20 protein-coding genes and 1 riboswitch are annotated in these 26,166 nt (G+C 53.9%); of the genes, 19 read left to right on the top strand and 1 reads right to left on the bottom strand.

Features of this window, described 5'->3' with window-relative positions; all coding sequences use genetic code 11:
- Nucleotides 1-399 precede the first annotated feature (399 nt).
- From lexA to A1332_RS21125, 11 genes are all read left to right on the top strand, one after another.
- Nucleotides 400-1,029, top strand: coding sequence for a transcriptional repressor LexA (gene lexA / locus A1332_RS21170; protein ID WP_064010400.1), 630 nt, complete (start codon nt 400-402; stop codon nt 1,027-1,029).
- A gap of 9 nt (nt 1,030-1,038) precedes the next feature.
- A complete protein-coding gene (locus A1332_RS25445) occupies nt 1,039-1,188 on the top strand; it encodes a hypothetical protein (RefSeq protein ID WP_157200643.1) in 150 nt (49 codons plus the stop codon).
- Between the two features lie 48 nt (nt 1,189-1,236).
- A complete protein-coding gene (locus A1332_RS21165; RefSeq protein ID WP_064010399.1) occupies nt 1,237-1,560 on the top strand; it encodes a hypothetical protein in 324 nt (107 codons plus the stop codon).
- Nucleotides 1,561-2,079: 519 nt separating this feature from the next.
- Nucleotides 2,080-2,180: riboswitch (guanidine-I (ykkC/yxkD leader) on the top strand.
- 63 nt (nt 2,181-2,243) lie between these two features.
- Complete coding sequence (locus A1332_RS21160) at nt 2,244-3,239, top strand: ABC transporter substrate-binding protein (RefSeq protein WP_064010398.1); 996 nt, start codon at nt 2,244-2,246, stop codon at nt 3,237-3,239.
- Nucleotides 3,240-3,253: 14 nt separating this feature from the next.
- Nucleotides 3,254-4,063: an ABC transporter permease gene (locus tag A1332_RS21155; RefSeq protein WP_064010397.1), complete on the top strand. Its 810-nt coding sequence runs from the start codon at nt 3,254-3,256 to the stop codon at nt 4,061-4,063.
- A 5-nt stretch (nt 4,064-4,068) separates the two neighbouring features.
- The gene (locus tag A1332_RS21150) at nt 4,069-4,908 is read left to right on the top strand and encodes an ABC transporter ATP-binding protein (RefSeq protein WP_064010396.1); all 840 of its coding nucleotides are present in this window, start codon (nt 4,069-4,071) and stop codon (nt 4,906-4,908) included.
- Nucleotides 4,909-4,926: 18 nt separating this feature from the next.
- The gene (locus A1332_RS21145; protein ID WP_064010395.1) at nt 4,927-5,658 is read left to right on the top strand and encodes an urea amidolyase associated protein UAAP1; all 732 of its coding nucleotides are present in this window, start codon (nt 4,927-4,929) and stop codon (nt 5,656-5,658) included.
- Nucleotides 5,659-5,683: 25 nt separating this feature from the next.
- Nucleotides 5,684-6,322: an urea amidolyase associated protein UAAP2 gene (locus tag A1332_RS21140; protein ID WP_064010394.1), complete on the top strand. Its 639-nt coding sequence runs from the start codon at nt 5,684-5,686 to the stop codon at nt 6,320-6,322.
- A gap of 69 nt (nt 6,323-6,391) precedes the next feature.
- The gene (gene uca, locus A1332_RS21135; protein ID WP_064010393.1) at nt 6,392-10,000 is read left to right on the top strand and encodes an urea carboxylase; all 3,609 of its coding nucleotides are present in this window, start codon (nt 6,392-6,394) and stop codon (nt 9,998-10,000) included.
- Nucleotides 9,997-11,808, top strand: a complete 1,812-nt coding sequence (gene atzF, locus A1332_RS21130; protein ID WP_064010392.1) for an allophanate hydrolase — start codon at nt 9,997-9,999, stop codon at nt 11,806-11,808. Before uca ends, atzF begins: the two co-directional genes overlap by 4 nt.
- Before the next feature lie 123 nt (nt 11,809-11,931).
- Nucleotides 11,932-13,233: a porin gene (locus tag A1332_RS21125; protein WP_064010391.1), complete on the top strand. Its 1,302-nt coding sequence runs from the start codon at nt 11,932-11,934 to the stop codon at nt 13,231-13,233.
- A gap of 397 nt (nt 13,234-13,630) precedes the next feature.
- Here A1332_RS21125 and A1332_RS21115 read toward each other — a convergent pair whose 3' ends face one another.
- Complete coding sequence (locus A1332_RS21115; RefSeq protein ID WP_064010402.1) at nt 13,631-14,788, bottom strand: PilT/PilU family type 4a pilus ATPase; 1,158 nt, start codon at nt 14,786-14,788, stop codon at nt 13,631-13,633.
- A gap of 129 nt (nt 14,789-14,917) precedes the next feature.
- On the opposite strand from A1332_RS21115, the gene A1332_RS21110 reads away from it, so the two are divergent.
- From A1332_RS21110 to A1332_RS21075, 8 genes are all read left to right on the top strand, one after another.
- On the top strand, nt 14,918-17,560 hold the full coding sequence (locus tag A1332_RS21110) for a PAS domain-containing sensor histidine kinase (protein ID WP_082879816.1): 2,643 nt from the start codon (nt 14,918-14,920) through the stop codon (nt 17,558-17,560).
- Entirely contained in the window at nt 17,557-18,189 is a 633-nt protein-coding gene (locus A1332_RS21105) for a response regulator transcription factor (RefSeq protein WP_064010388.1), read from the top strand. Before A1332_RS21110 ends, A1332_RS21105 begins: the two co-directional genes overlap by 4 nt.
- Nucleotides 18,190-18,331: 142 nt before the next feature.
- Nucleotides 18,332-18,751 (top strand): hypothetical protein, encoded by a 420-nt coding sequence (locus tag A1332_RS21100; protein WP_064010387.1) that lies wholly within the window; start codon nt 18,332-18,334, stop codon nt 18,749-18,751.
- 1 nt (nt 18,752) lies between these two features.
- Nucleotides 18,753-21,299, top strand: coding sequence for a GGDEF and EAL domain-containing protein (locus A1332_RS21095; protein WP_082879815.1), 2,547 nt, complete (start codon nt 18,753-18,755; stop codon nt 21,297-21,299).
- 116 nt (nt 21,300-21,415) lie between these two features.
- The gene (locus A1332_RS21090; RefSeq protein WP_064010386.1) at nt 21,416-23,170 is read left to right on the top strand and encodes a methyl-accepting chemotaxis protein; all 1,755 of its coding nucleotides are present in this window, start codon (nt 21,416-21,418) and stop codon (nt 23,168-23,170) included.
- A 195-nt stretch (nt 23,171-23,365) separates the two neighbouring features.
- On the top strand, nt 23,366-24,409 hold the full coding sequence (locus A1332_RS21085) for a tRNA (5-methylaminomethyl-2-thiouridylate)-methyltransferase (RefSeq protein WP_064010385.1): 1,044 nt from the start codon (nt 23,366-23,368) through the stop codon (nt 24,407-24,409).
- Nucleotides 24,406-24,630 carry a sulfurtransferase TusA family protein gene (locus A1332_RS21080; protein WP_064010384.1) on the top strand — a complete coding sequence of 75 codons (225 nt, stop codon included), beginning with the start codon at nt 24,406-24,408 and terminating at the stop codon, nt 24,628-24,630. The genes A1332_RS21085 and A1332_RS21080 overlap by 4 nt, the downstream gene beginning before the upstream one ends.
- 356 nt (nt 24,631-24,986) lie before the next feature.
- A complete protein-coding gene (locus A1332_RS21075; RefSeq protein WP_082879814.1) occupies nt 24,987-25,670 on the top strand; it encodes a hypothetical protein in 684 nt (227 codons plus the stop codon).
- The last annotated feature ends 496 nt before the right edge of the window (nt 25,671-26,166 follow it).

Here is a 26,166-nt window from a genome sequence, read left to right as displayed (position 1 = left end):
AAACGGCAACAGCCCCTAGTCGGCACAAATAATAAACCCGTTGCATGCTCCAACGGGTTTTTAGTTTTCAGCTCCCAGAGCTGCAATAGCACCCGGAGATGCTGCTATTTTTCCGGGAACCCTACTGGAAAACCAACAAAAATTACGCAGCCGCCAATATCTTACGCGTTCAGATACCTTGGGCTTCGCATCAAACAAAAATACGCCCATAGTTACACCCATCGCCGTCAAACAATCTTCGCTTCGTTACGCTTCTATTTCCAGAGAGTTGGGAACGCACAATCAACCGGTAAATCGCCCATAAACCTGCCAGCAATAAAATTTTGCCGAGAACAAAAAAATCATTTGTTCTATATTTGTTTTCATTGTATGCTTTTGCAAAACAAATACAGAACAACCATGACATTAACTCGTAAACAACAAGAAATTTTCGACTTCCTGCTACAGAATCAGGAGCTGTTCAGTCATCCGCCGACACTGGAGGAACTGTGCGCGGCAATGGGCTTGAAATCGCGCGGTTCATTGCACAGCCAGATCAAGGCGCTGATCGACGCCAATCTGATCGAAGCACCGGAGCGCAAGCAACGCGGAATTCGCCTGACCGAACACGCCAAATCGCTGATTAATAAAACCGCGGCATCCGGCATGCTGCCTTTTGTCGGCACCATAGCCGCCGGCAGACCGATAGAAGCGATCGAAAACATTTCTTACATGGCAGTGCCTGAAGAATTGAAAACCGAAAACCCTTGTTATGTACTGAAAGTAAAAGGGGATTCGATGCAGGAAGAAGGCATCTTCGACGGCGACTGGGTAATCATCGAACAGCGCAGCCATGCCCGTAACGGCGAAATCGTCGTCGCCTTGGTCGAAAAAGCCGAAGCGACTTTGAAATTTATCGAGCAGTACCCACACGAAACCCTGCTAATTCCTGCCAATTCCTCGATGCAGGCCATGCGTTACCGGCCTGAGCAAGTGGAAATACAAGGGGTATTAGTCGGACAAATGCGTAGCTATACCAACCACCATTAGGAGGAGATTATGCTTCATCAATCCGTTCATATGCGCGATCAAAAAGCCAATCAAACAGCCATGCTGAGCCGGGCAGACCGACAAGCCGCCATCAACATGATCGAGGAAATTACGCTGGTCGTGGTGCTGTGGGGAGTGTTTTTACTGGCTACCGGCTGATGTTCGCACCGACAAACTGCTTGGCATGGCCAACCGGTACCCGACACTATGTATAAACTGAGTTTTTATGTGCCGGTGAGTCATGCCGAACAGTTAAAACAAGCCTTATTCGAGCAAGGTGCCGGGCGTATCGGCGATTACGACAGTTGTGCCTGGCAAGTGCTAGGCCAAGGCCAATTCCGGCCGCTCGCCGATAGCGAACCTTATCTGGGCAGTATTGGTGAAATTCACCAGGTCGCCGAGTACAAGATAGAAATGGTCTGTGCCGATGATTTGATCAAAACCGTAGTGCAAACCCTGCTGGCTTGCCATCCCTATCAGCAGCCGGCTTACGAGGTTTATAAGATCCTCTGCATCGCAGACTTACCCTAGTCTGTTTAAAACCGTTTAGGAGAATCTGAGTCAGTCGATTACACCGATGGTTCGACAATTAGCCTCAACGAAATTAATCACCTGCTTCTCGCATGCAGAATGGGTTATCCGCTGTTTTTCGACATTGATAGTCTAGGCATATTCGATGACATAAAAAATCCAGTGGCGCATTCCGATGAAATTTGCCATCGATTCCAATTTCAAAACCGCCAGTGGCGCCGACCGGCCATTTTGAGTCATCCAGCAAAGGGAAATATGACATCTTTGAAGGTCCGGTCTTTGTTCAAAAGAGGACATTTCTCGAGACAACTGGGGTTCAGATAATCAAACTTATTTAGAATTTTTGCGCACCAATTTAGATCAGCATTTGCCTTTAATTGCACCACTAATAAGCAAAATGCTGAGCTTTGCTAGCGGCCTATTTTTATATGCTGTTGATTTAAATATAAAATTCAACATGGCGCATTTCATGCTAGGATATAAATAACACGTGAGGCGCGATCATAAAAGCGCCTTATCAAAAATGGTGACTAGGGTTCCGGCTTAAATTTAAGCGTCAGCGACCGAGAGTTGCCGGCTTCTTTCGGGGAGCTACACGGCGGGATAAAAGCCCGGGAGGTCAGACGGTTTAGCAAACCGGTCCGCCTCTACGTGTAGCTTTTCTAACCCGACTGGAGCTACTCATGACCTCAATTTTCTCCCACAGCCTCTCCCGCTTTATCGCGCTCATCCTCGCCGCGGCCTTGTTTTGCTTGTCCAAACCGGCTTTTGCCGAGGTAAAGGTCGGCGTCAGCGATTGGCCCGGCTGGGTAGCTTGGTACGTCGCCGAGAAAAACGGCTATTTCAAAAAATACGGTGCCAAGGTCAAGCTGGTTTGGTTTGCCAATTACACCGACTCGATTTCGGCCCTCTCGGCCGGCCAGCTGGACGCCAATTGCCAAACTTGGTCGGACACCATGGCGCCGCTTAGTAAGAAAGTGCCGGTCAAAGCCATTTTGGTCAACGACAACTCAGACGGTAACGATGCCTTGATGGTGAATTCCGCCATCAAAAGCTTTGCCGACCTGAAAGGCAAAACCATCGCACTCGAACAGTATTCAATTTCCCACTTCGTGCTCGCCACGGCGCTGAGCAAGAACGGCCTGAGTTTCGACGACATTAAAACCGTGAACCTGTCGGCCGGCGACGCGGCCGCGGCATTTCTCAGCGGCCGGGTCGATGCAACGGTGGTTTGGAATCCTTGGGTCAACAATATCCAAACCAGCGGCAAAGGCACTGCCTTATTTACTTCCAAAGACATGCCGGGTCTGATCCCCGACTTACTCGTAGCAAGGGTTAAAGCCATCGAAACCCACCGCGCCGAACTGATAGGCATGATCAAGGCCTGGCAGGATACCCAGCGCTTTATCCGCGAGCAGCCGGACCAAGCCGTCGCCATCATGGCCAAGGTGGTTGGCATGAAACCAGACGCCTATAAAGTGTTTCTGCCGGGTACCCGTTTCTTTACCCTCGAAGACAATCTCAAAGCCATGGCAGCCGCCAGCGAACCTGGCTCGTTGGCAGCGGTCGGTCCGACCATCGCCGGCTTTCTGAAAAACAATCGCCTAATCGAATCCGTGCCTGATTTGACTACCGGCTTTGACGCCTCGTTGGTGGCCGAAGCGCTCGCCGCTCATTAGCCCGGGGAGCAAATATGACTGTCAATTTAATTCCGCGACGACCGCTGTGGGCGATACGCGGCAGTTTGGATCGGCGCATCCATTGGCTGATCGCCTGTTGTGGTTTGCTGCTGGTGTTGTTGGCTTGGTGGTTGGCCTCGACTGGCGGCGCGGTAGACCCGGTGTTTTTGCCGACCCCGCCGCTGGTGCTGAACAGCGCCTGGGAATGGCTACACGACGGTGATTTACTCGGCGACATCGCGATCAGCGTTTACCGGGTGGTGGCAGGGTTTCTATTGTCGGCAGTATTGGCCTTGCCGTTAGGTGTCTTGGTCGGCACTTATGCGCCAGTCAAGGCTTTATTCGAGCCGTTGACCGACTTCATTCGCTATATGCCTGCGGCAGCCTTCATTCCGCTGGTGATGCTGTGGGTAGGTATCGACGAGGGCGCCAAGATCGCGATCATTTTCATCGGCACCTTCTTCCAGATGTTGCTGATGATTGCCGAGGACGTACGCCGGGTGCCAATGGAGCAAATCGAGGCGGCGCAAACCATGGGCGCCGACCGCGACGAAATCGTGATGCGGGTGATCATGCCGTCGGCCAAACCGGCGATTCTGGATACCTTACGGGTGACGATGGGCTGGGCCTGGACTTACCTGGTCGTGGCCGAGTTGGTCGCGGCCAATTCCGGGCTGGGCTTTGCGGTATTGAAAGCGCAACGTTTTCTGCAAACCGACAAAATCTTCGCCGGCATCATTCTGATCGGCCTGTTCGGGTTGGCTACCGACCAATGCTTCCGCTGGGCGCATCGCCGCAGCTTCCCTTGGCTGTACCGGAGATAGCGCTGATGACGAGTCCAATCATTCAAATCCGCCAATTGCAGAAACGCTTTGCCGCCAACGGCGCGGACATCGTCGCACTGCAAGATGCCGATCTCGATATCGCGCCCGGCGAGTTTGTCACGCTGGTCGGCGCATCCGGCTGCGGCAAGTCGACCTTGCTGCGTATCGTTGGCGGCCTGGAACCGGCCAGCGGTGGCAGCGTCAGCGTCGACGGCGTACCGATAGCTGGTCCCGGCATCGATCGGGCCATGGTGTTCCAGCATTACAGCCTGTATCCGTGGTTGACCGTGACCGAGAACATCACGTTTTGCCGGCAACTGAAAGTGCACCGCGACGTGTCGACGTTGAGCGATGTCGAATCCGCCGAAGGCCGGGCCGACGCCTTGGTCCGCTTGATGGGCCTGAGCCACGTTGCCGACGCTTACCCCAATCAGCTCTCCGGCGGCATGCAGCAACGAGTGGCAATTGCTCGAGCCTTGATGGCGCGGCCGCGCATTCTGTTGATGGACGAGCCGTTCGGTGCGCTGGACGCCCAGACCCGCGAAGTGATGCACGATCTGATCCTGCACGTTTCCATCCTGGAAAAAACCACAGTGCTGTTCGTTACTCACGACGTAGAGGAAGCGATTTATCTGGCGCACCGGGTGGTGTTGATGGCCCCCCGGCCGGGACACATCGCCGCAGTGCACACCGTACCTCTGCAGGATCACCGCGACCAGGACATGAAGCAGACCCCGGGCTTCATTGCCTTGAAAAAGCAGATTTTAGCCGGCATTCGCGAGACGTCCGGCATGCAAACCAATTACGAACTACTCGAGCGTCTGGGCCAAAACCCGGCGCCCTAACCGATTAAGGAGACCACGATGAGCTTAGCCTCGATCAATAACGAAGACCTGTTGTGGAGCGAAGACCTGCCCGCCGGCGCGCATACCTCGTTCCGGATGCGGCGCGGCAACCGGCTGCGCCTGACCGACAGCGAAGGCGGCGCCAATCTGGCGGCCTTGTTCATTAACTACGACGAACGCAGCGAACGCTACAACATGCCCGACACCTTAAAGGCCCAGCATACCTTTCATCTGACCGAAGGCTTTGTGTGCTATTCGGATATGGGGCGAGTGTTGTGTTCGATTACCGGCGACACATTGGGTTGGCACGACACCGTATGCGGCGTGTCCGATGCTGCGCAAGTGCTTGCCAAGTACGGTACGGCCAGCTATCAAAGCCATCTTAACGCCATGTATCGCAATGGCCGAGACAGCTTATTGATCGAATTGGAAAAATGGGGCTTGGGCAAGCGCGATCTGGTAGCCAACGTCAACTTTTTCAGCAAGATAGTGGTCGGCGAAGATGGCAATTTACAGTATCACGTGGGCCATTCCATTCCCGGCAGCCAAGTGGAACTGCGTTTTGAAATGAATACGCTGGTAGTGCTCAGCACTTGTCCGCATCCCTTGGACCCCAATCCGCACTATCAGCCCAAACCAGTGCTTTTGGAGGTCTACCGCGGAGCCTCCCCTGACCAGGACGATAAGTGCCGCAATTTCCGCCCGGAAAATAGCCGGGGCTTTACCAATACCGAACGCTATTTCCTGTAATCACCGATTTTACGAGGACCAATCTATGCCCATCGTCGAGAGCACGCTCGATCCGAGCAGCGCCATGTACGAATACACCCTGCCGGCCGGCGAACCCTGGCTGCATACCATCAAGCAAGGTCAAACCTTCCGCATCCTGGATTTGGAAGGCAACCAAGCCGTCGACACCTTGTTTTACAGCGCGGCCGACTATGAAGAACGCTACAGCGCCACCGATACCATCCGCCACCAAGGCAATTTGTACCTAAGTGCTGGCACCAGGCTGATGTCCAGCGAGGGTAACGTGCTGCTGACCATCGTGGCCGATACCTGCGGCCGCCACGACACCTTGGGTGGCGCCTGCGCCGCCGAAAGCAACACCGTCCGCTACGCCTTGGATAAAAAGCATATGCATAGCTGCCGCGACAGCTTTCTATTGGCGATTGGTCACGCCGACTGCGGTCTAGCCAAGCGCGACATTGCCAGCAACATCAACTTCTTCATGAACGTGCCGGTCACTCCTGATGGTCAATTGACCTTTGCCGATGGCATTTCGGCACCGGGCAAATACGTCGAAATGCGGGCGGAGATGGACGTCATCGCGCTGATTTCCAACTGTCCGCAGTTGAACAACCCCTGTAACGCCTATAACCCGACGCCGGTCCGGCTGCTGATTTGGGATTAACCCTTTATCCGTGCCGGGACGACCCGGCGCCGGTATGCCAAGGCGGGACGGCCCGCCAATCGAGGATTCATGTTTAACAAGGTATTGATCGCCAATCGCGGTGAAATCGCCTGCCGCATCATTCGGACCTTAAGAGAATTGGGTGTCGCCAGCGTCGCGGTGTATTCCGAAGCCGATGCCCACGCTCGCCATGTTCAAGAAGCCGACGAAGCGGTCTGCGTCGGCGGCGCGGCGGCGGCCGACAGCTATTTGCGCAGCGAGCGGATTTTGGCAGCAGCATTGTCTACCGGTGCTCAGGCCATTCACCCCGGTTACGGCTTCTTGAGCGAAAACGCCGAGTTCCCCGAGCAATGCGCCGCAGCCGGTATCGTCTTCATCGGCCCGACGCCGGAGCAGTTGCGGCGTTTTGGCTTGAAACACACTGCCCGCGAGATCGCCAAAACCTGCGGCGTGCCATTACTGCCGGGCACCGGCTTGCTGGCGGATATCGACCAGGCCTTGCAAGCGGCGGCTGACATCGGCTATCCGTTGATGCTGAAAAGCACAGCCGGCGGTGGCGGCATCGGCATGCGTTTGTGTCGCAACGCAGCCGAGCTCCAAGAGGCGTTTGCCGTGGTGCAGCGCTTGAGCGCGGCCAATTTCAAGGACAGCGGCCTGTATCTGGAGAAATTCATCGAGCGCGCTCGTCACATCGAGGTGCAGATTTTCGGCGACGGCACCGGGCGGGTGATCCATTTGGGCGAGCGCGATTGTTCGGTACAGCGCCGCAACCAGAAAGTGATCGAGGAAACCCCGGCACCGGGACTCACCGAAACCACTCGCGCGGCACTTTACCGCCATGCTCTGGCGCTGGCCGAGGCTGTTGATTACCGTTCGGCCGGTACGGTCGAATTCGTGTATGACCAAGACAGCAGCGAATTTTATTTCCTGGAAGTCAACACCCGCTTGCAGGTCGAGCACGGCGTGACCGAGCAAGTCACCGGCACCGATTTGGTGGCCTGGATGCTGCGCCTGGCGGCCGGCGATAGCGGATTTCTGGATCAATATAGGCATGCGCCGCAGGGCTGGTCGATGCAAGTCCGGGTATACGCGGAAGACCCTAACAAAAACTTCCAACCCTCATCCGGCCTATTGACCGATTGCCGTTTTCCGGACGATGTCAGAGTCGACCACTGGCTGGAAAACGGTTTGGAAGTCACGCCGTATTACGATCCCTTGCTAGCCAAAGTCATTGTTCATGCTTCCGACCGCGAACAGGCGCTGGCACAGATGAATATCGCTTTGGCCCAAACCCGCTTGTACGGGATCGAGACCAATCTGGCCTATTTGCGGCAGATCGTCGCCGACGATGTGTTTCGTAGTGGCCACCAGATTACCGCCTACCTGACTACGCTGAACTACCAGCCGCGAACGCTCGACGTGCTCGAAGCCGGCACGCAAAGCATGATCCAGGATTATCCGGGCCGATTGGGATATTGGGACGTCGGCGTACCGCCGTCCGGTCCTATGGATATGCTGGCTTTTCGGTTGGCGAACCGGATATTGGGGAATCCGGAAGATGCAGCCAGCCTGGAAATGGCGATTAACGGCCCGAGCCTGTGTTTTAATTTCGCCACTCGCATCGTGTTGGCCGGCGCGGCGATGAAAGCCGAGTTGAACGGCGAATCGGTGGCTTTCTGGCAAGCCATTCAAGTGTCGGCCGGCGACGTGTTGAAACTGGGCAATATCGCCGGCCAGGGTTGCCGTGCCTATCTGGCGATACAAGGTGGATTCGACGTGCCGGAATATCTGGGCAGCCGCGCGACGTTTACCTTGGGTCAATTCGGCGGTCACGGCGGCCGGGTGTTGCGGGTCGGCGATGTATTGCCGGTAGCGGCGAAAGCCGCTATGGCAGAGGAGGTCGTTCCAAATAAGAACGCGCTACCCCATTACGCCGAGCACTGGCAAATCGGCGTCCTTTACGGCCCGCACGGTGCACCCGATTTTTTTACCGACAGAGACATTGACGAATTTTTTGCGACCGATTGGGAAGTGCATTACAACTCTAACCGCACCGGCATACGCCTGATCGGCCCGAAGCCGCGTTGGGCGCGCAGCGACGGCGGTGAAGCCGGTTTGCATCCATCCAACATCCACGATAACGCCTATGCAATCGGCGCGGTGGATTTCACCGGCGACATGCCGGTCATCCTCGGCCCGGACGGCCCCAGCTTGGGCGGCTTTGTCTGCCCGGCTACCGTGGTCGCCGCGGAACTCTGGAAGCTGGGCCAATTGAAGCCGGGCAATACGCTGCGTTTTATCCGTCTGAACCGAGAACAAGCAGCGAGTCTGGATGCAGGGGTCGAGCAGGCCTTAGCCGATCCGACCCATGCCGTGTTACCGGAACTGCCGGCAACAGCAAGCTTCGGGGAAAGCTGCATACTCGCTCAGGTGCCGGCCAGCGCAGATAGGGAGGCCGTCACCTACCGCCAGGCCGGCGACCGTAATCTGCTGGTCGAATACGGGCCATTGATGCTGGACATCAATCTGCGTTTTCGGGTGCATGCCTTGATAACTTGGCTGCAACAAAGAGCCATCGCCGGCATCGTCGATCTGACGCCGGGCATCCGCTCCTTGCAAGTGCATTACGACCGACGCCTGAAGCTGGACGAATTGATGCGGATCTTGGCGCAAGCCGAAGCGGAACTACCGGCCATCGAGGACATGGAAGTACCGACCCGAATCGTCTATCTGCCACTGTCCTGGGATGATCCGTCCACGCAACTGGCAATCGAAAAATACATGCAATCGGTGCGCAAGGACGCACCGTGGTGCCCGAGCAATATCGAGTTTATTCGCCGCATCAACGGTCTTGACAGTATCGAACAGGTCAAGGACATCCTGTTCAACGCCAGTTATCTAGTGATGGGTTTGGGTGACGTCTATCTTGGCGCGCCGGTGGCGACGCCTATCGATCCGCGCCACCGGTTAGTGACGACCAAATACAATCCGGCCCGGACCTGGACGCCGGAAAACGCGGTCGGCATAGGCGGCGCTTATATGTGCGTCTACGGCATGGAAGGTCCGGGCGGCTACCAGTTCGTCGGTCGCACCGTGCCGATGTGGAACCGCTACCGGCAAACCGCCGATTTTCGCGACGGCAAGCCGTGGTTACTGCGCTTCTTCGACCAGATCCGCTTTTATCCGGTATCCGCCGAGGAATTACTGCGCTACCGGCAGGATGTGATCAGCGGCAAGCTCAAGCTGGATATTCGCGAGGAAACGTTCAGCTTACGCCAGTACAACGACTTTCTGCGCGAACACGCTGGTGAGATCGCCGAATGCAAGAGTCGCCAGCAGGCTGCCTTTGATGCTGAACGCGAACGCTGGGAACAAGCTGGACAGGCTTATGCCGATGATCAGGCCATCGCGGTGGCGGCCATCGATACCGAGCTGGACTTGCCAGCCGGCGCCCGTGCCGTTGCCAGCCATATCGCCGGCAACGTCTGGCAGGTATTGGTCCAGGCTGGAGATAGCGTCAAGAAAGGCGACGCCTTGGTGATAGTTGAATCCATGAAAATGGAATTTCCGGTCGCGGCACCGGAAGACGGCACGGTCTGGCAAGTGTTTTGCGCCGAAGGTGGGCAAATCAACGCCGGCCAGGATTTACTGGTGTTGCAGGCCGGGGAGGACGCATGAAAACGTGGAGCGAATTACCCAAAGTACTGAGCATCGCCGATCTTAGCCACGCCTACCGCAACGGTCTTCTGACGCCTGCGGCGCTGGTGAACATGCTCTGGCAACGCCTGGAATCCGCGCCGGAGCGTGGGGTTTGGATCAGCCGCTTGCCGCTCGAACGGCTGCTGACTTACGCCAAGGCGCTGGCAGACCAATCGCCGGACGAATTGCCGTTGTATGGGATTCCGTTTGCGATCAAGGACAACATCGATCTAGCCGATTTGCCGACCACGGCAGCTTGCCCGGCTTACGCCTACCAACCTCAGCAATCGGCTTTCGTGGTAAGGCAATTGATAGCCGCCGGTGCGATCCCGGTCGGCAAAACCAATTTGGACCAATTCGCGACCGGCTTGGTCGGCACCCGCTCACCGTACGGCGTTTGCCAAAACAGTTTCGATCCGGCTTACATCGCCGGCGGCTCCAGCTCGGGTTCGGCGGTTACGGTGGCGACCGGTCTGGCCAGCTTTGCCTTGGGCACCGACACCGCCGGTTCCGGCCGGGTGCCGGCGGCGTTCAATAATCTGGTCGGGATCAAGCCAACGCGCGGGCTGTTGAGTACCGCCGGGGTGGTGCCGGCTTGTCGTAGCTTGGATTGCGTCTCGGTGTTTGCGTTGACGGCCGCCGACGCCCAGCAGGTACTACAGGTCGCCGTTGTTTACGACGATGCGGACGCCTACAACCGCCCAGACCAGCCCTTGCCGGTGCCGCCGGGCTTTGCCGGCCGTTTTCGCTGCGGTGTACCGAAGCCGGAGCAATTGCAATTCTTCGGCGACGATGCGGCGGAAAGCCTGTTTGCCGAGGCGGTCGCGCAAATGCAGGCACAAGGCGGCAGCATGGTCGAAGTGGACATTCAGCCGCTGCTCGAAGCCGCCGCCCTGCTTTACGCTGGGCCATGGCTGGCCGAGCGTTATCTGGTGGCCGGTGAACTAATGCAGACCAACAACCCCGATGCTTTATTTCCGGTTACCAGGGACATTTTGGCCAAAGCCTCCGACTTATCAGCCGCCGACGCCTGGCGCGCGTTTTACCGCTTACAGGACTTGAAGCGGCAAAGCGAAGCGATCTGGCAGCAAGTCGACGTGCTGGTTACGCCAACCACCGGCACAATCTACCCGATTGCCGCCGTCGAAGCCTCTCCGGTCGAATTGAACAGCCGGCTGGGTTATTACACCAATTTCATGAATCTGCTTGACCTCAGTGCCATCGCCCTGCCGGCCGGTTTTCGTACCAACGGTTTGCCGTTTGGAATTACGTTATGCGCGCCGGCCTTTGCCGACCGGGCTTTGTTGGCGTTGGCGAAACGGCGCGAACAATTGAATCCGCACAGTTTGGGTATCTCACAGATTTCGAGTTCCGACTTTGCTGTCAATGCTACAGAGGATGAGTTCGGTTTTGTCAGGGTCGCCGTGTGTGGCGCGCATATGTCCGGATTGCCGTTGAACCATTTGCTGACTGGACGCGGCGGTATCTTTTTACAAAGCACATTTACCGCGCCAACTTACCGACTTTACGCATTGCCGGACGGGAAACGGCCCGGGATGGTACGCGACGAAACCGGCGCGTCGATCAGCGTCGAAGTTTGGGCCTTGCCGATAAGCCGTTATGGTGAGTTTGTTGCCGAAATCCCGCCGCCATTGGGTATCGGCAGTGTGCTTTTACACGACGGTAGCACGGTACAGGGCTTTGTTTGCGAGGCGGCCGCCGTGCGTGAAGCACTGGACATTACCGGATTCGGCGGCTGGCGCGCCTATCTCACCCGTCCCGACTAAGCAGTCAGTTTTACCCCGTAAATTTTCCGCAACAGTACCCCTACAAGCTGGATTTTCCGGCTCACGGGAGCGTTTGCGCCCAAAAAAAGCTTTTGATTACCCATTTCCCGACAGGAGAACCCTATGACCACCTCATTTTCCCGAACTCGCCAATGGATGTATGCCGCACCGTTGCTGATGGCGATGTCGCCGCTGCCGGCAGAGGAACGCGCCGGTTTATTGAACGGTTTATCGCTGATTAATGATTTACCTTGGATGAAAGCCGCCGGTCTGCGTGTCCACAGCTGGGCGGATGCCGGTATCGTTTACAACGCCAATGACCCAGGCGACGGCTACAACGGCACCGTGGTGTTTGCCGACCGAGCCAATGAGTTCAATCTGCACCAGCTCGGCGGCGAGTTGATCCGCGACGTCGATACCAGCGGCGACCATTGGGACATCGGCGGCAAGCTAACGCTGATGTATGGTAGCGATGCCCGTTTCAATACCATCAACCCTTACGGCGGCGGGCATTGGGATAGTCGTTTGATCGGTTCGGACGAGCGGTTTTATAAACTGGCGATCCCGAATGCCTATCTGGATATTTTCACGCCGATCGGCAAAGGTTTGACGACGCGCGTCGGCCGGTTTTATACGATTATGGGTTACGAGACCGGATTGTCACCTGACAATTTTTTCTATACGCATCCTTACACTTTCCAATACGGCGAGCCGTTTACCCATTTCGGCATGACCACCACGTATCCGGTCCATAAAAATTTAAGCGTGACACTGGGCGCGGTCACCGGCGGCCATACCAAACTTAACGGGGTGCTGGACGGCAACGGTGCTTGGGACGGTTTCGACAAAAACATGGAGAACTGGAATTTCCTGGGCGGTGCAACCTGGACCAGCGACGATGCGGCAACCTCGTTTACCGCAACGCTGATTACCGGCGACGTCAACAGTGACAACAATCTGCGGGAATTTCAGCGGCAGACCGGCATTAACAAACGCGATAATCGTACATTCTACAGTCTGGTGTTTCAGCACAACTTTGCGGAACGCTGGCATTACGTGCTGCAGCACGATCACGGCATCGAGCAGCAGCATCCATTGAACAATTTTGCCGACGCCGAATGGTACGGTATCCACTCTCAACTGAAATACGACGTCACCGATACCGTCGGAGTGGGCGTGAGGGGGGAATGGTTTCGGGATGATGACGGCGTTCGGGTTGGTCAAATGTGCCCCAGTTGCGCGGTACTCGCAACCGGATCGGCTAATTATTATGCGGCGACGGTCGGCCTAAACTGGAAGCCGGCGAAATGGCTGATGTTTAGACCCGAAGCGCGCTACGACTGGTCGCAAGGCGTCGATGCTTATGATGAACGCAATAAGGACAGCCAGTTTATCTTGGGTGCCGATGTGGTTGTTACCTTTTGACCTTTTTGGCTTTAATTGATGGAGCCATTACACAAAATCACATTCCACACAACTGGCGGATCAGCCGCCAGTTCGAAGGGGATGATTTAATCAAGAAATTTGCCCTGAAGATTAGCGTCCAAAATGTTGGACGTCAAAACATGAAATGGGTCTCCTTTGACAGAAATAATACCGAGCGACTGCTAATAGAAGTACAGCAGACCTCGTTAGCTGGGACCGGATCGGGTCGACAGTACCAATCCGCAGCTCTCAACAGCCGACATTCATTGCTGGCCTAATCAAACGGAATATGTGGCTGGTTAGGTTGGAAATGTATCCGGTTTTTGATTTTCCCGGACGCCCACATTCGTTGGAACGACAAAACAAAGACTTTTTTGAAACGTCCTTCGGAATTTCCTTAATGCCCCCCACCATCCTCATCACCTTCTTTCTTGCTGATTTCTTCCAAGGCAAGACTGCCTGCCAGCGAACTAGGCTTTTTGGTCGCCGATCCTAAACCTTCGCTCAAATTGATTTTCAGTTTTAAATTGTTCGGCGAATCGGAGTTGCGCAAGGCCTCGTCCAAGGTTATCACCCCGCCTTTGTAGAGCTTGAGTAAATGGCTGTCAAAAGTCTGCATGCCGATATTTTCGGATTTTTCCATGGCTTCCTTAATGGCGTGAATATCGCCTTTATGGATTAAATCGCTCACCAATTTAGTGCCCAGCAAAATCTCGATAGCCGCCACCCGTTTGCCTTCGACGGTGGGTACCAGACGTTGAGAAATAAACGCTTGCAGATTCAAGGACAAGTCCATTAACAACTGGGGCCGGCGCTCTTCAGGGAAAAAATTGATGATGCGGTCCAAGGCCTGATTCGCATTATTGGCGTGTAATGTGGACAAACACAGATGCCCGGTTTCCGCAAAAGCCAAGGCATGCTCCATGGTCTCTTGGCTGCGAATTTCCCCAATCAGAATCACATCCGGCGCCTGCCGCAAGGTGTTTTTCAAGGCATCTTCATAACTGAGGGTATCGACACCCACTTCGCGCTGATTCACCAAGGACTTCTTATGCGGATGCACAAACTCGATCGGGTCTTCGATGGTGATGATATGCCCGGACGAGTTGCTGTTGCGATAATCTATCAAGGCCGCCAAGGATGTCGATTTACCGGAACCGGTACCGCCAACGAACAAAATCAGCCCGCGCTTTTCCATGATTTTATCTTTCAGGATTTGCGGCAAGCCCAAGGCCTCGGCACTGGGGATATCGACCTTGATGTTGCGAATCACCAATGCATGGCAATTACGCTGTTTGAAAATATTCACCCGAAACCGCCCGATTCCTTCTTCGGTAATCGCCAGATTCATTTCCGGCACATGTTCAAAGGCGGCGCGTTGCTCGGCATCCATGATGCCGTCGGCAATTTCCTTGATGCGTTCACGGCTAAGTTTCACGTTTTCCAGCGGTTTTAAGGTGCCTTGAAACTTTGCCGCCGGCGGAGCCCCCGCCGTCAAATACAGATCCGAACCGTCGTGTTGGACGAGGATTTTTAGATAGTCTTTAAATTCCATGCGGGCGACTCTCGAATTGATAATGCCCAAAGTGTAGGCCAATCCGCCGACAAGTGAAGCCGAAGCAGTATCCTCTCGCCTGCCCGAATTCCCGTTAATTTCTTTGCCTAAAAATGCAGCAGCTCGTTTATGCTTGCATTCCCAAACTATTGCCAATTCGTCGAGATGCCAAACCGCCGACTCAACTTGAATAATTTTGAACATGAAACCGACTTGCTATACGGAATCATCGACAGCATTAAAGAAGCCGTCATCGTTTTCGACACTACTCACAAAATCATCAGCGTCAACCGCGCGGCCGAACTATTGCTGGGAATCGGCTCAACGCCCGATTGGGAGAAACGACTCTACCTTTTTTCCCCAGGCGGCAATACGCCTTTTCCAATCGCGCATTTACCGTGTTTCAAGTCTGATGGCCCCGATATGGCGGAGGCTATCGATTTAATAGTCAAACGCGCAGACGGCACCGACGTCCTAGTCAGCGTTAGCGGTCGAGGCCTACCGGATCGGCACGGCAACATATCGGCATGGCTAGCGATACTTTCGGATATTTCGTTGCAAAGTAAGCAGGAGAACGCGTCCGAAATTTTAGAGCGCCAACAGAATTTGGTCTCCGTCCTCAACCATATGCCGGCGATGATCGGTTACTGGGACAAAAATCTTATCAACAAGTTTGGGAATAAAGCCTATGAAGAATGGTTCGGCTTTACTTCCGAAAACTTGCTCGGCAAACATATTCGCGAAGTCATCGGCGATGAGCTATACGCCCTGAACAAGCCGTTTATCGATGCGGTGCTGACGGGACAACCGCAATATTTTGAGCGCACCATCGTCAATGTTTCGGGTGAAGCACGCCATACGCAATCCGCTTATTTGCCCGATGGCGCGGCAGGACAAGTGAAAGGATTTTTCGTGCTGGTTACCGATATAACCGCATTGAAGTCCGCGCAAAAACGCATCAGCGAGTCGGAAGCCCGTCTGCGAGCCATGTACGATAGTCTGCCGTTTTTGGCGTGGATGAAGGACAGCGACGGGAAATATATTCAAGCCAACAAACATTGGCTAAACGCCGTGGGCATCGATAATCTGCGCGATTTAGCGGATGTGACCGATTTCGACATCTGGCCCGAAAGTCTGGCCAAGCATTACCTTGCTGTTGATCAAGAAGTGATGCTAACTCGACAGCAAGTATCGTTAACTGAACGAGCCTTCGACGCTGGCCGGGAAACCTGGACTGAAACGATCAAAGCGCCCATCATTGACGATAAAGACGAAGTTCTGGGCACCATCGGTCTGGCGCGCGATATAACCGAAAGCCGAAGCGCGGAAGAGCAACTTCGCAATTACAGCGAGCGCTTGCGCCTGGCCACCAAAGCCGCGGCAATCGGTATTTGCGAGTGGGATCTGGCATTGGGTATCGGGGAATGGGATGAACGCATGTACGAGATGTTCGGCATCCCCGTGGGAACGCCTATAGACCACCTGACCTGGGTTGCCTCAGTGGTGGTCGAGGACTTACCGCGTACCGAAGCCAAACTTCGCAAGTTAATTCGAGACCAACAGGAAGCGCATTGGGAGTTTAGGATTCGCCGGAAGAGCGATGGCGCCTTACGTTTCATTCAGGCTTCGGCAATTATTGCGGGTGATCCCAAAAGCGGCGGGCAAAAAATCGTCGGGGTTAATATGGATGTCACCAATTTCAAGCTGATCGAAAACGCGTTGCGCGAAAGCGAAGCACATCTGGCACACGCCCAAGCCCAAGCGCATTTGGGCAGTTGGTCCTTGAACCTTAGAGAGAGTTCTCTGAAATGGTCGGACGAAAACTACCGGATTTTCGGCATGCCTTTGGGCACGCCGATAAGCTATGAGCTCTTCCTGGAATGTGTCCATCCGGCTGACCGTCATTATGTTCATGACGCCTGGCAGGCAGCCATGCGTGGCGAACCTTACGACATCCAACACCGTATCGTGACGAAGGGTAAAGTAAAATGGCTTAGGGAACGGGCCGACCTTGAATTTGCCGGGGATGGCAGTTTCGTGCGCGGCATAGGCACATCCCAGGACATCACCGAACTGAAAGTGATAGAAAAAAACCTGGAATCGTCTCGTTTGCAATTGCGGCAACTGGCGGCCCGCCGGGAAAAAGCCCGCGAAGAAGAACGCAAACACATGGCCCGCGAAGTTCACGACGAACTCGGACAAATGTTGACGGCTCTGCGTATGGAAATGTCGCTGCTACGCATGAAATTCGCGATTAATAACCAGGGACTGGCGGAACAAATCCGCAACATCATGGAATTGCTGGACCAAACCATTCAGGTTACCCGTGATGTAGCAACCTCGTTACGTCCCTCGGCGATAGAAATGGGGATAGTGCCGGCTTTGGAGTGGCTGGTAAGGAAATTCGCGGAACAATCCGGGATTCAGTGCGATCTGTTGTATCCGGAGGATGATTTCGATATGGACGAGGAATGTGCAATCGTGATTTTTCGGATCGCCCAAGAATCGTTGACGAATGTGCTGCGACATGCGGCGGCCAGCAAGGTAAAAATTGCCGTCAATTTGGATAAGGACCACTATTGCCTGGAAATTTACGATAATGGTCGTGGTTTCGACGCCAATGCGCCCACTAAGACCAAATCGTTTGGCCTGATCGGCATACGGGAACGCTCCCTGATGTTGGGCGGAGAAACCAATATTTCCAGTGTCCCGGGCCAAGGCACCTCTATCCAGGTACGTATCCCGGCTAACCCTAAAAGACCAGAACTATGATCCGACTAATTATTGCCGACGACCATGCCATTGTGCGAGGCGGTCTCAAACAACTATTCGCGCTCTCCGCCGATATTACCGTCGCTGGCGAGGCCGAAAACAGCCAGCAATTGCTGAGTTTTCTCGATGAAAATTCTGTTGACCTGGTGTTACTGGATCTAACCATGCCCGATCTCGGCGGCGTGGAAATGATCCACCGGATTCGCAGCCAATACCCGGCATTGCCCATCCTGATTTTGAGCATGCACAACGAATTGCAAATCGTCTCGCGCGCGTTGAAAACCGGTGCCAATGGCTATCTGACCAAAGATAACGATCCGGAGACCTTACTGATAGCCATCCGCCGAGTCGCCGGCGGCGGCCGTTTTATCGACCCTAAACTCGCCGAAAAAATGGTATTTGAATTCGAGGGCTCCGAGCCAAGCAAACCGCATGAAAAATTATCCGAACGCGAGTTTCAAATCTTGCAGTTACTGGCCAAGGGCCAAAGCCTGAACGACATCGGCAGGGACTTATCAATCAGCAATAAGACCGTCAGCACATACAAAGCCCGGCTGTTTGAAAAATTGCAAATCAGTAATAACGCCGAATTGATCCGCTACTATGATGCGCATCGCCTGAATATGTAGTTACTTGCCTACACGCCAAGGAAATAGCTCACGCAAAATCACATCTTTACTTACCTGTAATTTCGGATTAGCTGATATTCAGACGATCAACATTTACATATGATGCAGAATCCAGAATTTTGAATGCATCGGGTGTTCATCTATGCAAGTATCGGTAACAGGTGAATTGTTTGAGGTGACTATTCGCAACACGTTGGAGTTTGCAAAATGCCGTGAACTATTGGCGTCATGCAAGGCCCACGCAAAAATCAATCCGCGCGCCAGCGCCAGGATAACGCTCGAAAACATCCCTACATTCAATATGTGCGGCATCGCCACCATCTCGCTAATCTGCGACTGGATGAAGGCCGGCGTCGAACTCAATCTGCAAGGCTGTGGCAGCGACGTACATCAGATTTTCGATACCGGCATATTCGATAAATACTTCAGCAAACACACACCATTCGTTCGCGCCGCCTGCCATGACTGCCTGGAGAGCACAAAACCGCGCTTAGCCAAGGATTGTCCGATACACAAAACCCGTCCACGGTTACGCCAGGACCAAGCCGTACAGGAAAAATAGCGTGAAAATACCATTCTTTGATTTTTTCAGTGCGGGCGGACTGATGCCGCATGGATTTTGCCTAAAGTGGACGCCCGGCCTGCTCTGGTCGTATGTGATTTCCGATGCCTTAATCACCCTGGCCTATTTCGCTATCGCCGTTATTCTGGCTTACTTCGTATCGCAGCGCCGAGACCTGAAATTTCGCGGCGTCTATCTGATGTTTAGTGCGTTTATCCTGGGCTGCGGGGCATCGCATCTGATGTCCGTCTTCCTGATCTGGCACCCCTTGTATTGGCTGGATGCAGTCATCAGGGCCTCGACGGCAGCCATCTCTGTGGCGGCGGCAATTTTGCTGATTAAATTGATACCGCAGGCGTTGACCTTACCGAGCAATCAGCAATTGGCCGCCGAAATCGCGGTGCGCACGCAGGCGCAACAGGATTTGCAGGAAAGCGAAAGCAAACTAAAAGCCCTCAGCCAGCAACTCATTAGCCTGATAGAAGCGATTCCCGACGCCATTCTGTTCAAAGACGGCGATGGTCGCTTGTTATTCGCCAATGAGCATGCGCAACAGCTGTTCCGATTTGACGGCATGAATTGGCAGGGCAAGACCTATCTGGAACTGGCTGATCAACAGCCGAACGCGCTGGATAAACACATCAAACTATTTTCGGATGAAGAAGCGGTATGGAAGGCCGGGCACTTGATCATGTTTGAGGATCATATTGTCAACGACGAGGGCCGTTTGATCGAAATAGAGGTACGCAAAACGCCGATTTATCAGGAAAACGGCCAACGCAAAGGCATGGTAGTCATTAGCCGGGACATCAGCAACATCCGCTGGGCCGAGAGTCAATTGCGCATTGCCGAAACGGCTATCGACTCTCAGGAAGGGATCATGATTACCGACGAAAATAATATCATCCTGCGCGTCAATAACGCCTTCACCCGGCTGACCGGCTATCAGCCGGACGAAGTAATCGGCAACAAGCCCTCGATTTTAAAATCCGGCCGCCACGGCCAAGAATTTTACCGGGAAATGTGGGCCGCACTGAAGCGCGAAAAATTCTGGCAAGGCGAAGTCTGGGACAAGCGCAAAAACGGCGACGTTTACCCGAAATGGCTGACTATCAGCGTAGTGACCGGCGCGGACGGCCATACCTGCAACTACGTGGCGGCCTTTACCGACATCAGCCAACACAAGGAAGCACAAGCGGCCATTCATCGCCTGGCGTATTACGATCCGCTCACCGACCTGCCCAATCGCCGCCTGTTGCAAGACCGGTTGCAGCAGGCTTTGCACAACAGCCGTTGCGCGCGTAAGCATGGCGCGGTGTTGATGATAGATGTCGATAATTTCAAAACGATTAACGACACTCAGGGTCACCAAATCGGCGATCAGCTATTAATAGAAATTGCCTCGCGCTTAAAAAACTGCGTCCGTCAAGGCGATACCGTTGCCCGGCTGGGCGGCGACGAATTTATAGTGCTGCTGGAGAATCTGGGCAGCGCGCAACCGGAGGCAACCACAAATGCCGAAGAAGTTGCGAACAAGATATTGTGCGCCATCAATACCGGCATGTTGTTAAATGGCAAAGAACATCTCGGCTCTATCAGTATCGGGATAGCCATATTCGACGAACACAACAACTCGTTCGACGACACGCTGAGACGCGCCGACGCGGCCCTGTATCAGGCCAAGGATGCCGGCCGCAACACGTTGCGCTTCTTCGATCCACAGATGCAGGCATTATTGGAGTCGCGCGTATTGCTGGAGTTCGATTTACGCCATGCCCAGGCCCAAGATCAGCTGAGCCTGCATTACCAACCACAGGTAGACAAAAACGCTCATATTTTTGGCGCAGAGGTGTTATTACGTTGGCAACATCCGCAAAAAGGCATGATTTCGCCGGCTGAGTTTATCCCGCTTGCCGAAGAATCCGGCTTGATTTTGCCTATCGGCGAATGGGTGTTGCAATGCGCTTGCGAGCAACTGCGGGCCTGGGAACAGAATCCGCTCACCCAGCATTTACAACTTGCCGTGAATGTGAGCGCCAGACAGTTTCGTCAGTCCGATTTCGTCGACTTGATCTGCCGGATTCTTAACAACACAGGCGCCAACTCGGCAAAACTCAAACTGGAATTGACTGAAAGCATGGTATTGCACGATGTAGAAGATGCCATTGAAAAAATGCAAACGCTGAAATTATTGGGCGTACGTTTTTCGATGGACGACTTCGGCACCGGTTATTCCTCATTGAGTTATCTGAAGAAGCTGCCGCTTAGCCAACTCAAAATCGATCAAAGCTTTGTGCGCGACCTTATCGTTGATCCTAACGATGCGGTGATTGCCCAAACCATTATCGGCATGGGCCACAACCTGGGCTTGAATGTGATAGCCGAAGGGGTGGAAACCCAGGATCAACGCATCTGCCTGGAGCGTATAGGCTGCGATGCCTTTCAAGGCTATCTATTCGGTAAGCCCATGCCCTTATCTGAGTTCGAACGCGTTATTGGCAGTTTGAACAGGGCGATTCGGCCACAAAACATCCACACCGACACTTAAATGGCCGTAATCTCAAGCCCTCTTTGATTTTCTACACTACTTGGCAGAGGGAATGCTTAATCGCCCCTCTACCAATTTACTGAGTCTTATAACAATAAATTTAACGGGGAAATCTTATGTTCTTGATGAACTGGCATTCGGTCGGAGTCAAAGTGGTAGCGATAACCACGGGTATCCTCTTCGTCCTGGGCTTGGGCTTGTTGTTGATGTTTGCCAACATCGAAAAACAAAAACTGATAGACCGTAAGATTGAATCTTCCCGGCAATTGCTGCTGCTTTCCGAATCGATTCGCGACAATGTAAGCAAGAAGTGGGAAAGCGGTCTTTACTCGCCGGAATACCTCCGGCAATTGGTGCAAGGCAAGGATGAAGCCAGCCGCCGCTCCCTGATTATTGCTACCGTCCCCACCGCCAACGCCTGGGACGTGATTGAAGCCAAAGCCAAGGAAGGCGGTTTTCGTTTTAAAGCACCCGCACTTAATCCGCGCAACCCGCCCAGAAACATGCCGGATCAACTGGAACAACAGGTTCTGGACAAATTCCAAAAAGAGCCTTCGGTAAGCGAATACAGCATTGTCGACGAAGAAAAACAGGAAATTCGCTATTTCAGACCGGTGAAAATGGTCAAGCAATGCGAGCTTTGTCACGGCGACCCGCAGACCTCGCAAGCCTTATGGGGCAACGACAAAGGCCAGGATTTACTCGGCTATGCCATGGAAAACCGCCGGGCAGGTGATTTGCACGGCGCATTCGAAATCATCACTCCCTTCAGCACCGCATTTAGCGAGTTGAAGCAAACCGTGCTCTACGCTATCGGCTTTTTGGGTTTGACACTTTTAATTATCGGTATCACCGGTTATCTGGTGATGAGCAAAATCATCATTGGCCCATTGACTGCATTGGCTCTGAACCTGCAAGCCATTTGCAGCGGCGACGGCGACTTACGCGCCAGACTCAGCGCATCGGGTAAATCCGAGTTTGCCTGGGTGGCCTCAAGCTTTAATGCCTTCGTGAAAAAGATCGCCAAAACCGTTGAAGAAATCAGCGTGACCAGCGACAGGCTGGCGCAGGCCGCCAATAAGCTGGCGACTATCACCCAATCCACCCAACAAGGCGTAGAGCGGCAATTGCAAGAAACCACGCTGGTGGCCAATGCGATGAAACAAATGACCTCGACTGTACAAGAGGTCGCCAAGAATGCGGTTAAGGCATCCGAAGCTGCGGAAACGGCGGACCGGGAAGCGACGTCGGGAAAAAATATCGTCACGCAAGCGGTTGGCGGCATTAACGAACTGGCTACCGAAGTGGAAAATGCCGCCAATGTGATTCACGATCTGGAAAACGACAGCAACAGCATAGGCGAAGTATTGAGCGTGATTCAGGGCATCGCAGAGCAAACCAATTTGTTGGCGTTAAATGCGGCCATTGAAGCGGCGCGCGCCGGCGAACAAGGCCGCGGCTTTGCGGTGGTGGCGGATGAAGTCCGTACCTTGGCCAGCCGCACGCAAAACTCGACGCTGGAAATCCGCCAAACCATAGAAAGGCTGCAAGGCCGGGCGAAAGAAGCGGTTTCGGTGATGGAAAACGGCAGAAAGCGCGCCGCGTCCAGCGTTGAGCAGGCCGCTTCGGCCGGTGATTCGATCAACACCATCAGCGAAAGAATATTTACCATCAACGACATGAATAATCAGATCGCCACCGCAGCAGAGCAACAGACGGCGGTAGCGGAAGAAATTAACCGTAATGTCAGCAATATCAGCCACGTGTCCGGAGAAACCTCCAACGGCGCCAAACATACCGCCGAGGCCTGCCGCGAGTTGCTTGAGCTGGCCAATCAATTACGCCAGACGGTTGGTCATTTTAGAATTTGACGCCATCGCGGCGCCTGTGATTCGCCGGCAGTTAGCCGCCGGCGAATCACAGACCACCCAGAATCAAACCGCTGATTTTTAGTGGTTTTTCCCGCTGGAATTTGCCAAATTAATTGCTTGCCAGCGTTGCTGGCGGCCGCATCTTGCCGAAATCCACAGTATAATGCGCCGTTTTTCCTGCTAGACATCTGATTTATGAGTCAACAAAGAAAAGCAGTGGCGCTGATTTCCGGCGGCCTGGATTCCATGCTGGCCAGCAAGGCTATCATGGAGCAAGGTATCCACGTCGAAGGCATCAACTTTTTCACCGGCTTTTGCGTGGAAGGCCACACCCACGCAATTCGCAAGCAAGACGCCGATAAGGTCAAGCGCAACAACTCGCTGTGGGTAGCCGAGCAACTGGGCATCAAGCTGCATATCATCGACATCATCGAAGAATACAAGCAGGTACTGCTCAATCCCAAGCACGGCTACGGGGCCAACCTGAACCCCTGCCTGGACTGCAAGATTTTCATGGTCAATAAGGCCAAGCAGTGGATGCAGGAAAACGGTTTCGACTTCATCATCACCGGCGAAGTGGTCGGCCAACGCCCCATGTCGCAACGCAAGCAAACCATGCCCATCGTCGCCGCCGAATCGGGCGCAGACGATTTACTGGTCAGGCCCTTATCCGCGCAAAACTTGCCCGCTACGCTACCGGAACGCGAAGGCTGGATCAGTCGCGACAAGCTGTTCGGCTTCAGCGGCCGTTCGCGCAAACCGCAAATGACCTTGGCGAAAGAATATGGGTTTACCGACTACGCCCAGCCAGCCGGCGGCTGCTGTTTTTTGACCGACGAAGCCTATTCATTAAAGCTGGTCGATCTATGGAAAGCGCGCGGCGAACGCGATTACGATCTGGACGATGTGATGCTATTGAAAGTGGGCAGGCATATTCGCCCCAAACCACATTTCAAAGTCATCATAGCTCGCGAGGACGGTGAAGCCCGCTTCATGAGCGGTTATAAAAAAGAGTTTATGAGCATGAACTGCGCCAGCCATCGCGGCCCGCTGGCCTTGATCGACGGCACGCCCAGCGAAGACGATCTGCTGCAGGCCGCGCAAATTACCGCACGCTACGGCCAGGGCCGCGAAGCCGAGCAGGTGGAAGTCACTATCCGCGACCGGGACGGCGCAGAACGCAATGTGTTTGTGAAGCCTTTGCTCGCCGACGAAATTCCGCAGGAGTGGTTCGTATGAGTGCGCATGTTTTAAACGCTCGCCGTCTGCTTTGCCCTTTGCCGGTGATCCGCACTCAGGACAAGGTCAAAACCTTGCAAACCGGTGATGTGTTGACGGTGGAATGTACCGATCCGGGCGTGATGCAGGATATTCCGGCTTGGTGTCGGATTAATGGGCATAAGGTGTTGGAGACACGAGCTGTCGATGGTGAGTATGTAATTGTTTTGGAAGTGGGTTGAGTTGTTGTTTATTTGTGTCGCTGTCGCGACGGGTTAATTTAATGTCGGTTCTCGGACCGACAGCCGAGTGACTTTTCTTTGTTTGGCCAAAGAAAAGTCACCAAAAGAAACGCCACCCGGATGCCGCTTTGATCCTGCGCTCCGTAGCTTTCGACGGGGATCGACAGAAGGGGCTTCCTGCCCCTCTGTCGATGTGCGGCATCCCTGCCGCACCCCTACGGGCTATTCCCGCCGAAAGCTACGGTGCTCGGCGCGGCATACGGGAGGAAACCCGTCCAGATAGCAAGGCCTTACTTGCGTATACGGATGATATACAGAAACCATTTAATCTCTTGTTATGCGAGAAAGGAATATTTATGCTGCCTTTTATAGCCATACCGGTTCTTCACTCTTCGGGTATGTGGATTGCGTCAACTGCTGCCGTCGGTTATGTTGGCGGAACGCTCTCGTCCACTTGGATTGGAGCTTTCGTTGTAGGTAATGCAGGGCTCTTATCAAGTATTGGTATCACGTCAGCAGCTGGAGTATATGCCGCTCTTGGAGGGACAGTGTCATCTGCTAGCACTGCATTAGGCAGTGGTCTTTCTGCCATAGGATTGTCCGGCTTGGCTCAAAGCATTGGTCTCGCGCCAGCAACCTTTTTGGGGCTAACCCTCGCCAGTTGGGCCGTCATCTCATCTACCGTACTTATAATTTCTGGTTCCGGTTTAATCTATTTCGTCGGCAGAAGGAAGTTGCAACTTATAAATGATGAACGCCGGAAGGGATGCCTTAAGGACACAACCTGGCGAGAGATTTTGGAAGAAGTACAAGATTACGAAAAACAAGCGATGACCGCTCTCTTGGAAAAACTTGGTGAAGAAAGTAAGGATATATTCGTTCGCAGGGAAAGTGAGACAGTCGAGATCAAAGACGTAAACTACAGCATACGAGACTTAAAATATGTAGTTGAAAAAAACGGAGCAGCAAGAATAGTTAAATCCAGCTTGATTCCGTTCCGACGTCTTGTTGTTTATACCGTTAAGGCGGCACATAGTTAACTCAACGCGGTAAGTTGCAATCCGAAGGGCGTCAATAGGCGAAGCCGTATTGCGCCGCATGTTGGCCTTCGATTATTCGGTGCATTACGCTATCTCAAATGCACCCACAAGGGTTGAGCCCTGTAGGGTGGGCACAGCTGTTTGTGCCCACGCGGATTTATAGTTATCGACTCAACAAGGTGGGCAAAAAAGCGTTGCCCACCCTACGTTTGAATGTCGTGTTAGGGTTGGTGCCACCAAGTACATCTAAATTCCGGGATGGTTTTGGCCCCGTATGCCGCACCGAGCACCGGAGCTTTTGGACGGATCAGCCCGTAGGGGTGCGGCAGGGATGCCGCACGTTGCCGAAGGGGCAGGAAGCCCCTTTCGGCAACCCCGGTCAAAAGCTTCGGAGCGCAGGATCAAAGCGGCATCCGGGTCGCCTTTTCTTTGGATACTTTCTTTTGGCGACGCAAAAGAAAGTATCTCGGCTGTCGGGCCGAGACCCGACATTAAA

This window comes from Methylomonas methanica (genome assembly GCF_001644035.1).
GTDB classification, from domain to species: domain Bacteria; phylum Pseudomonadota; class Gammaproteobacteria; order Methylococcales; family Methylomonadaceae; genus Methylomonas; species Methylomonas methanica_A.
Note: the sequence above shows the minus strand (reverse complement) of the source record. Positions and strands in the feature narration are given on the sequence as shown.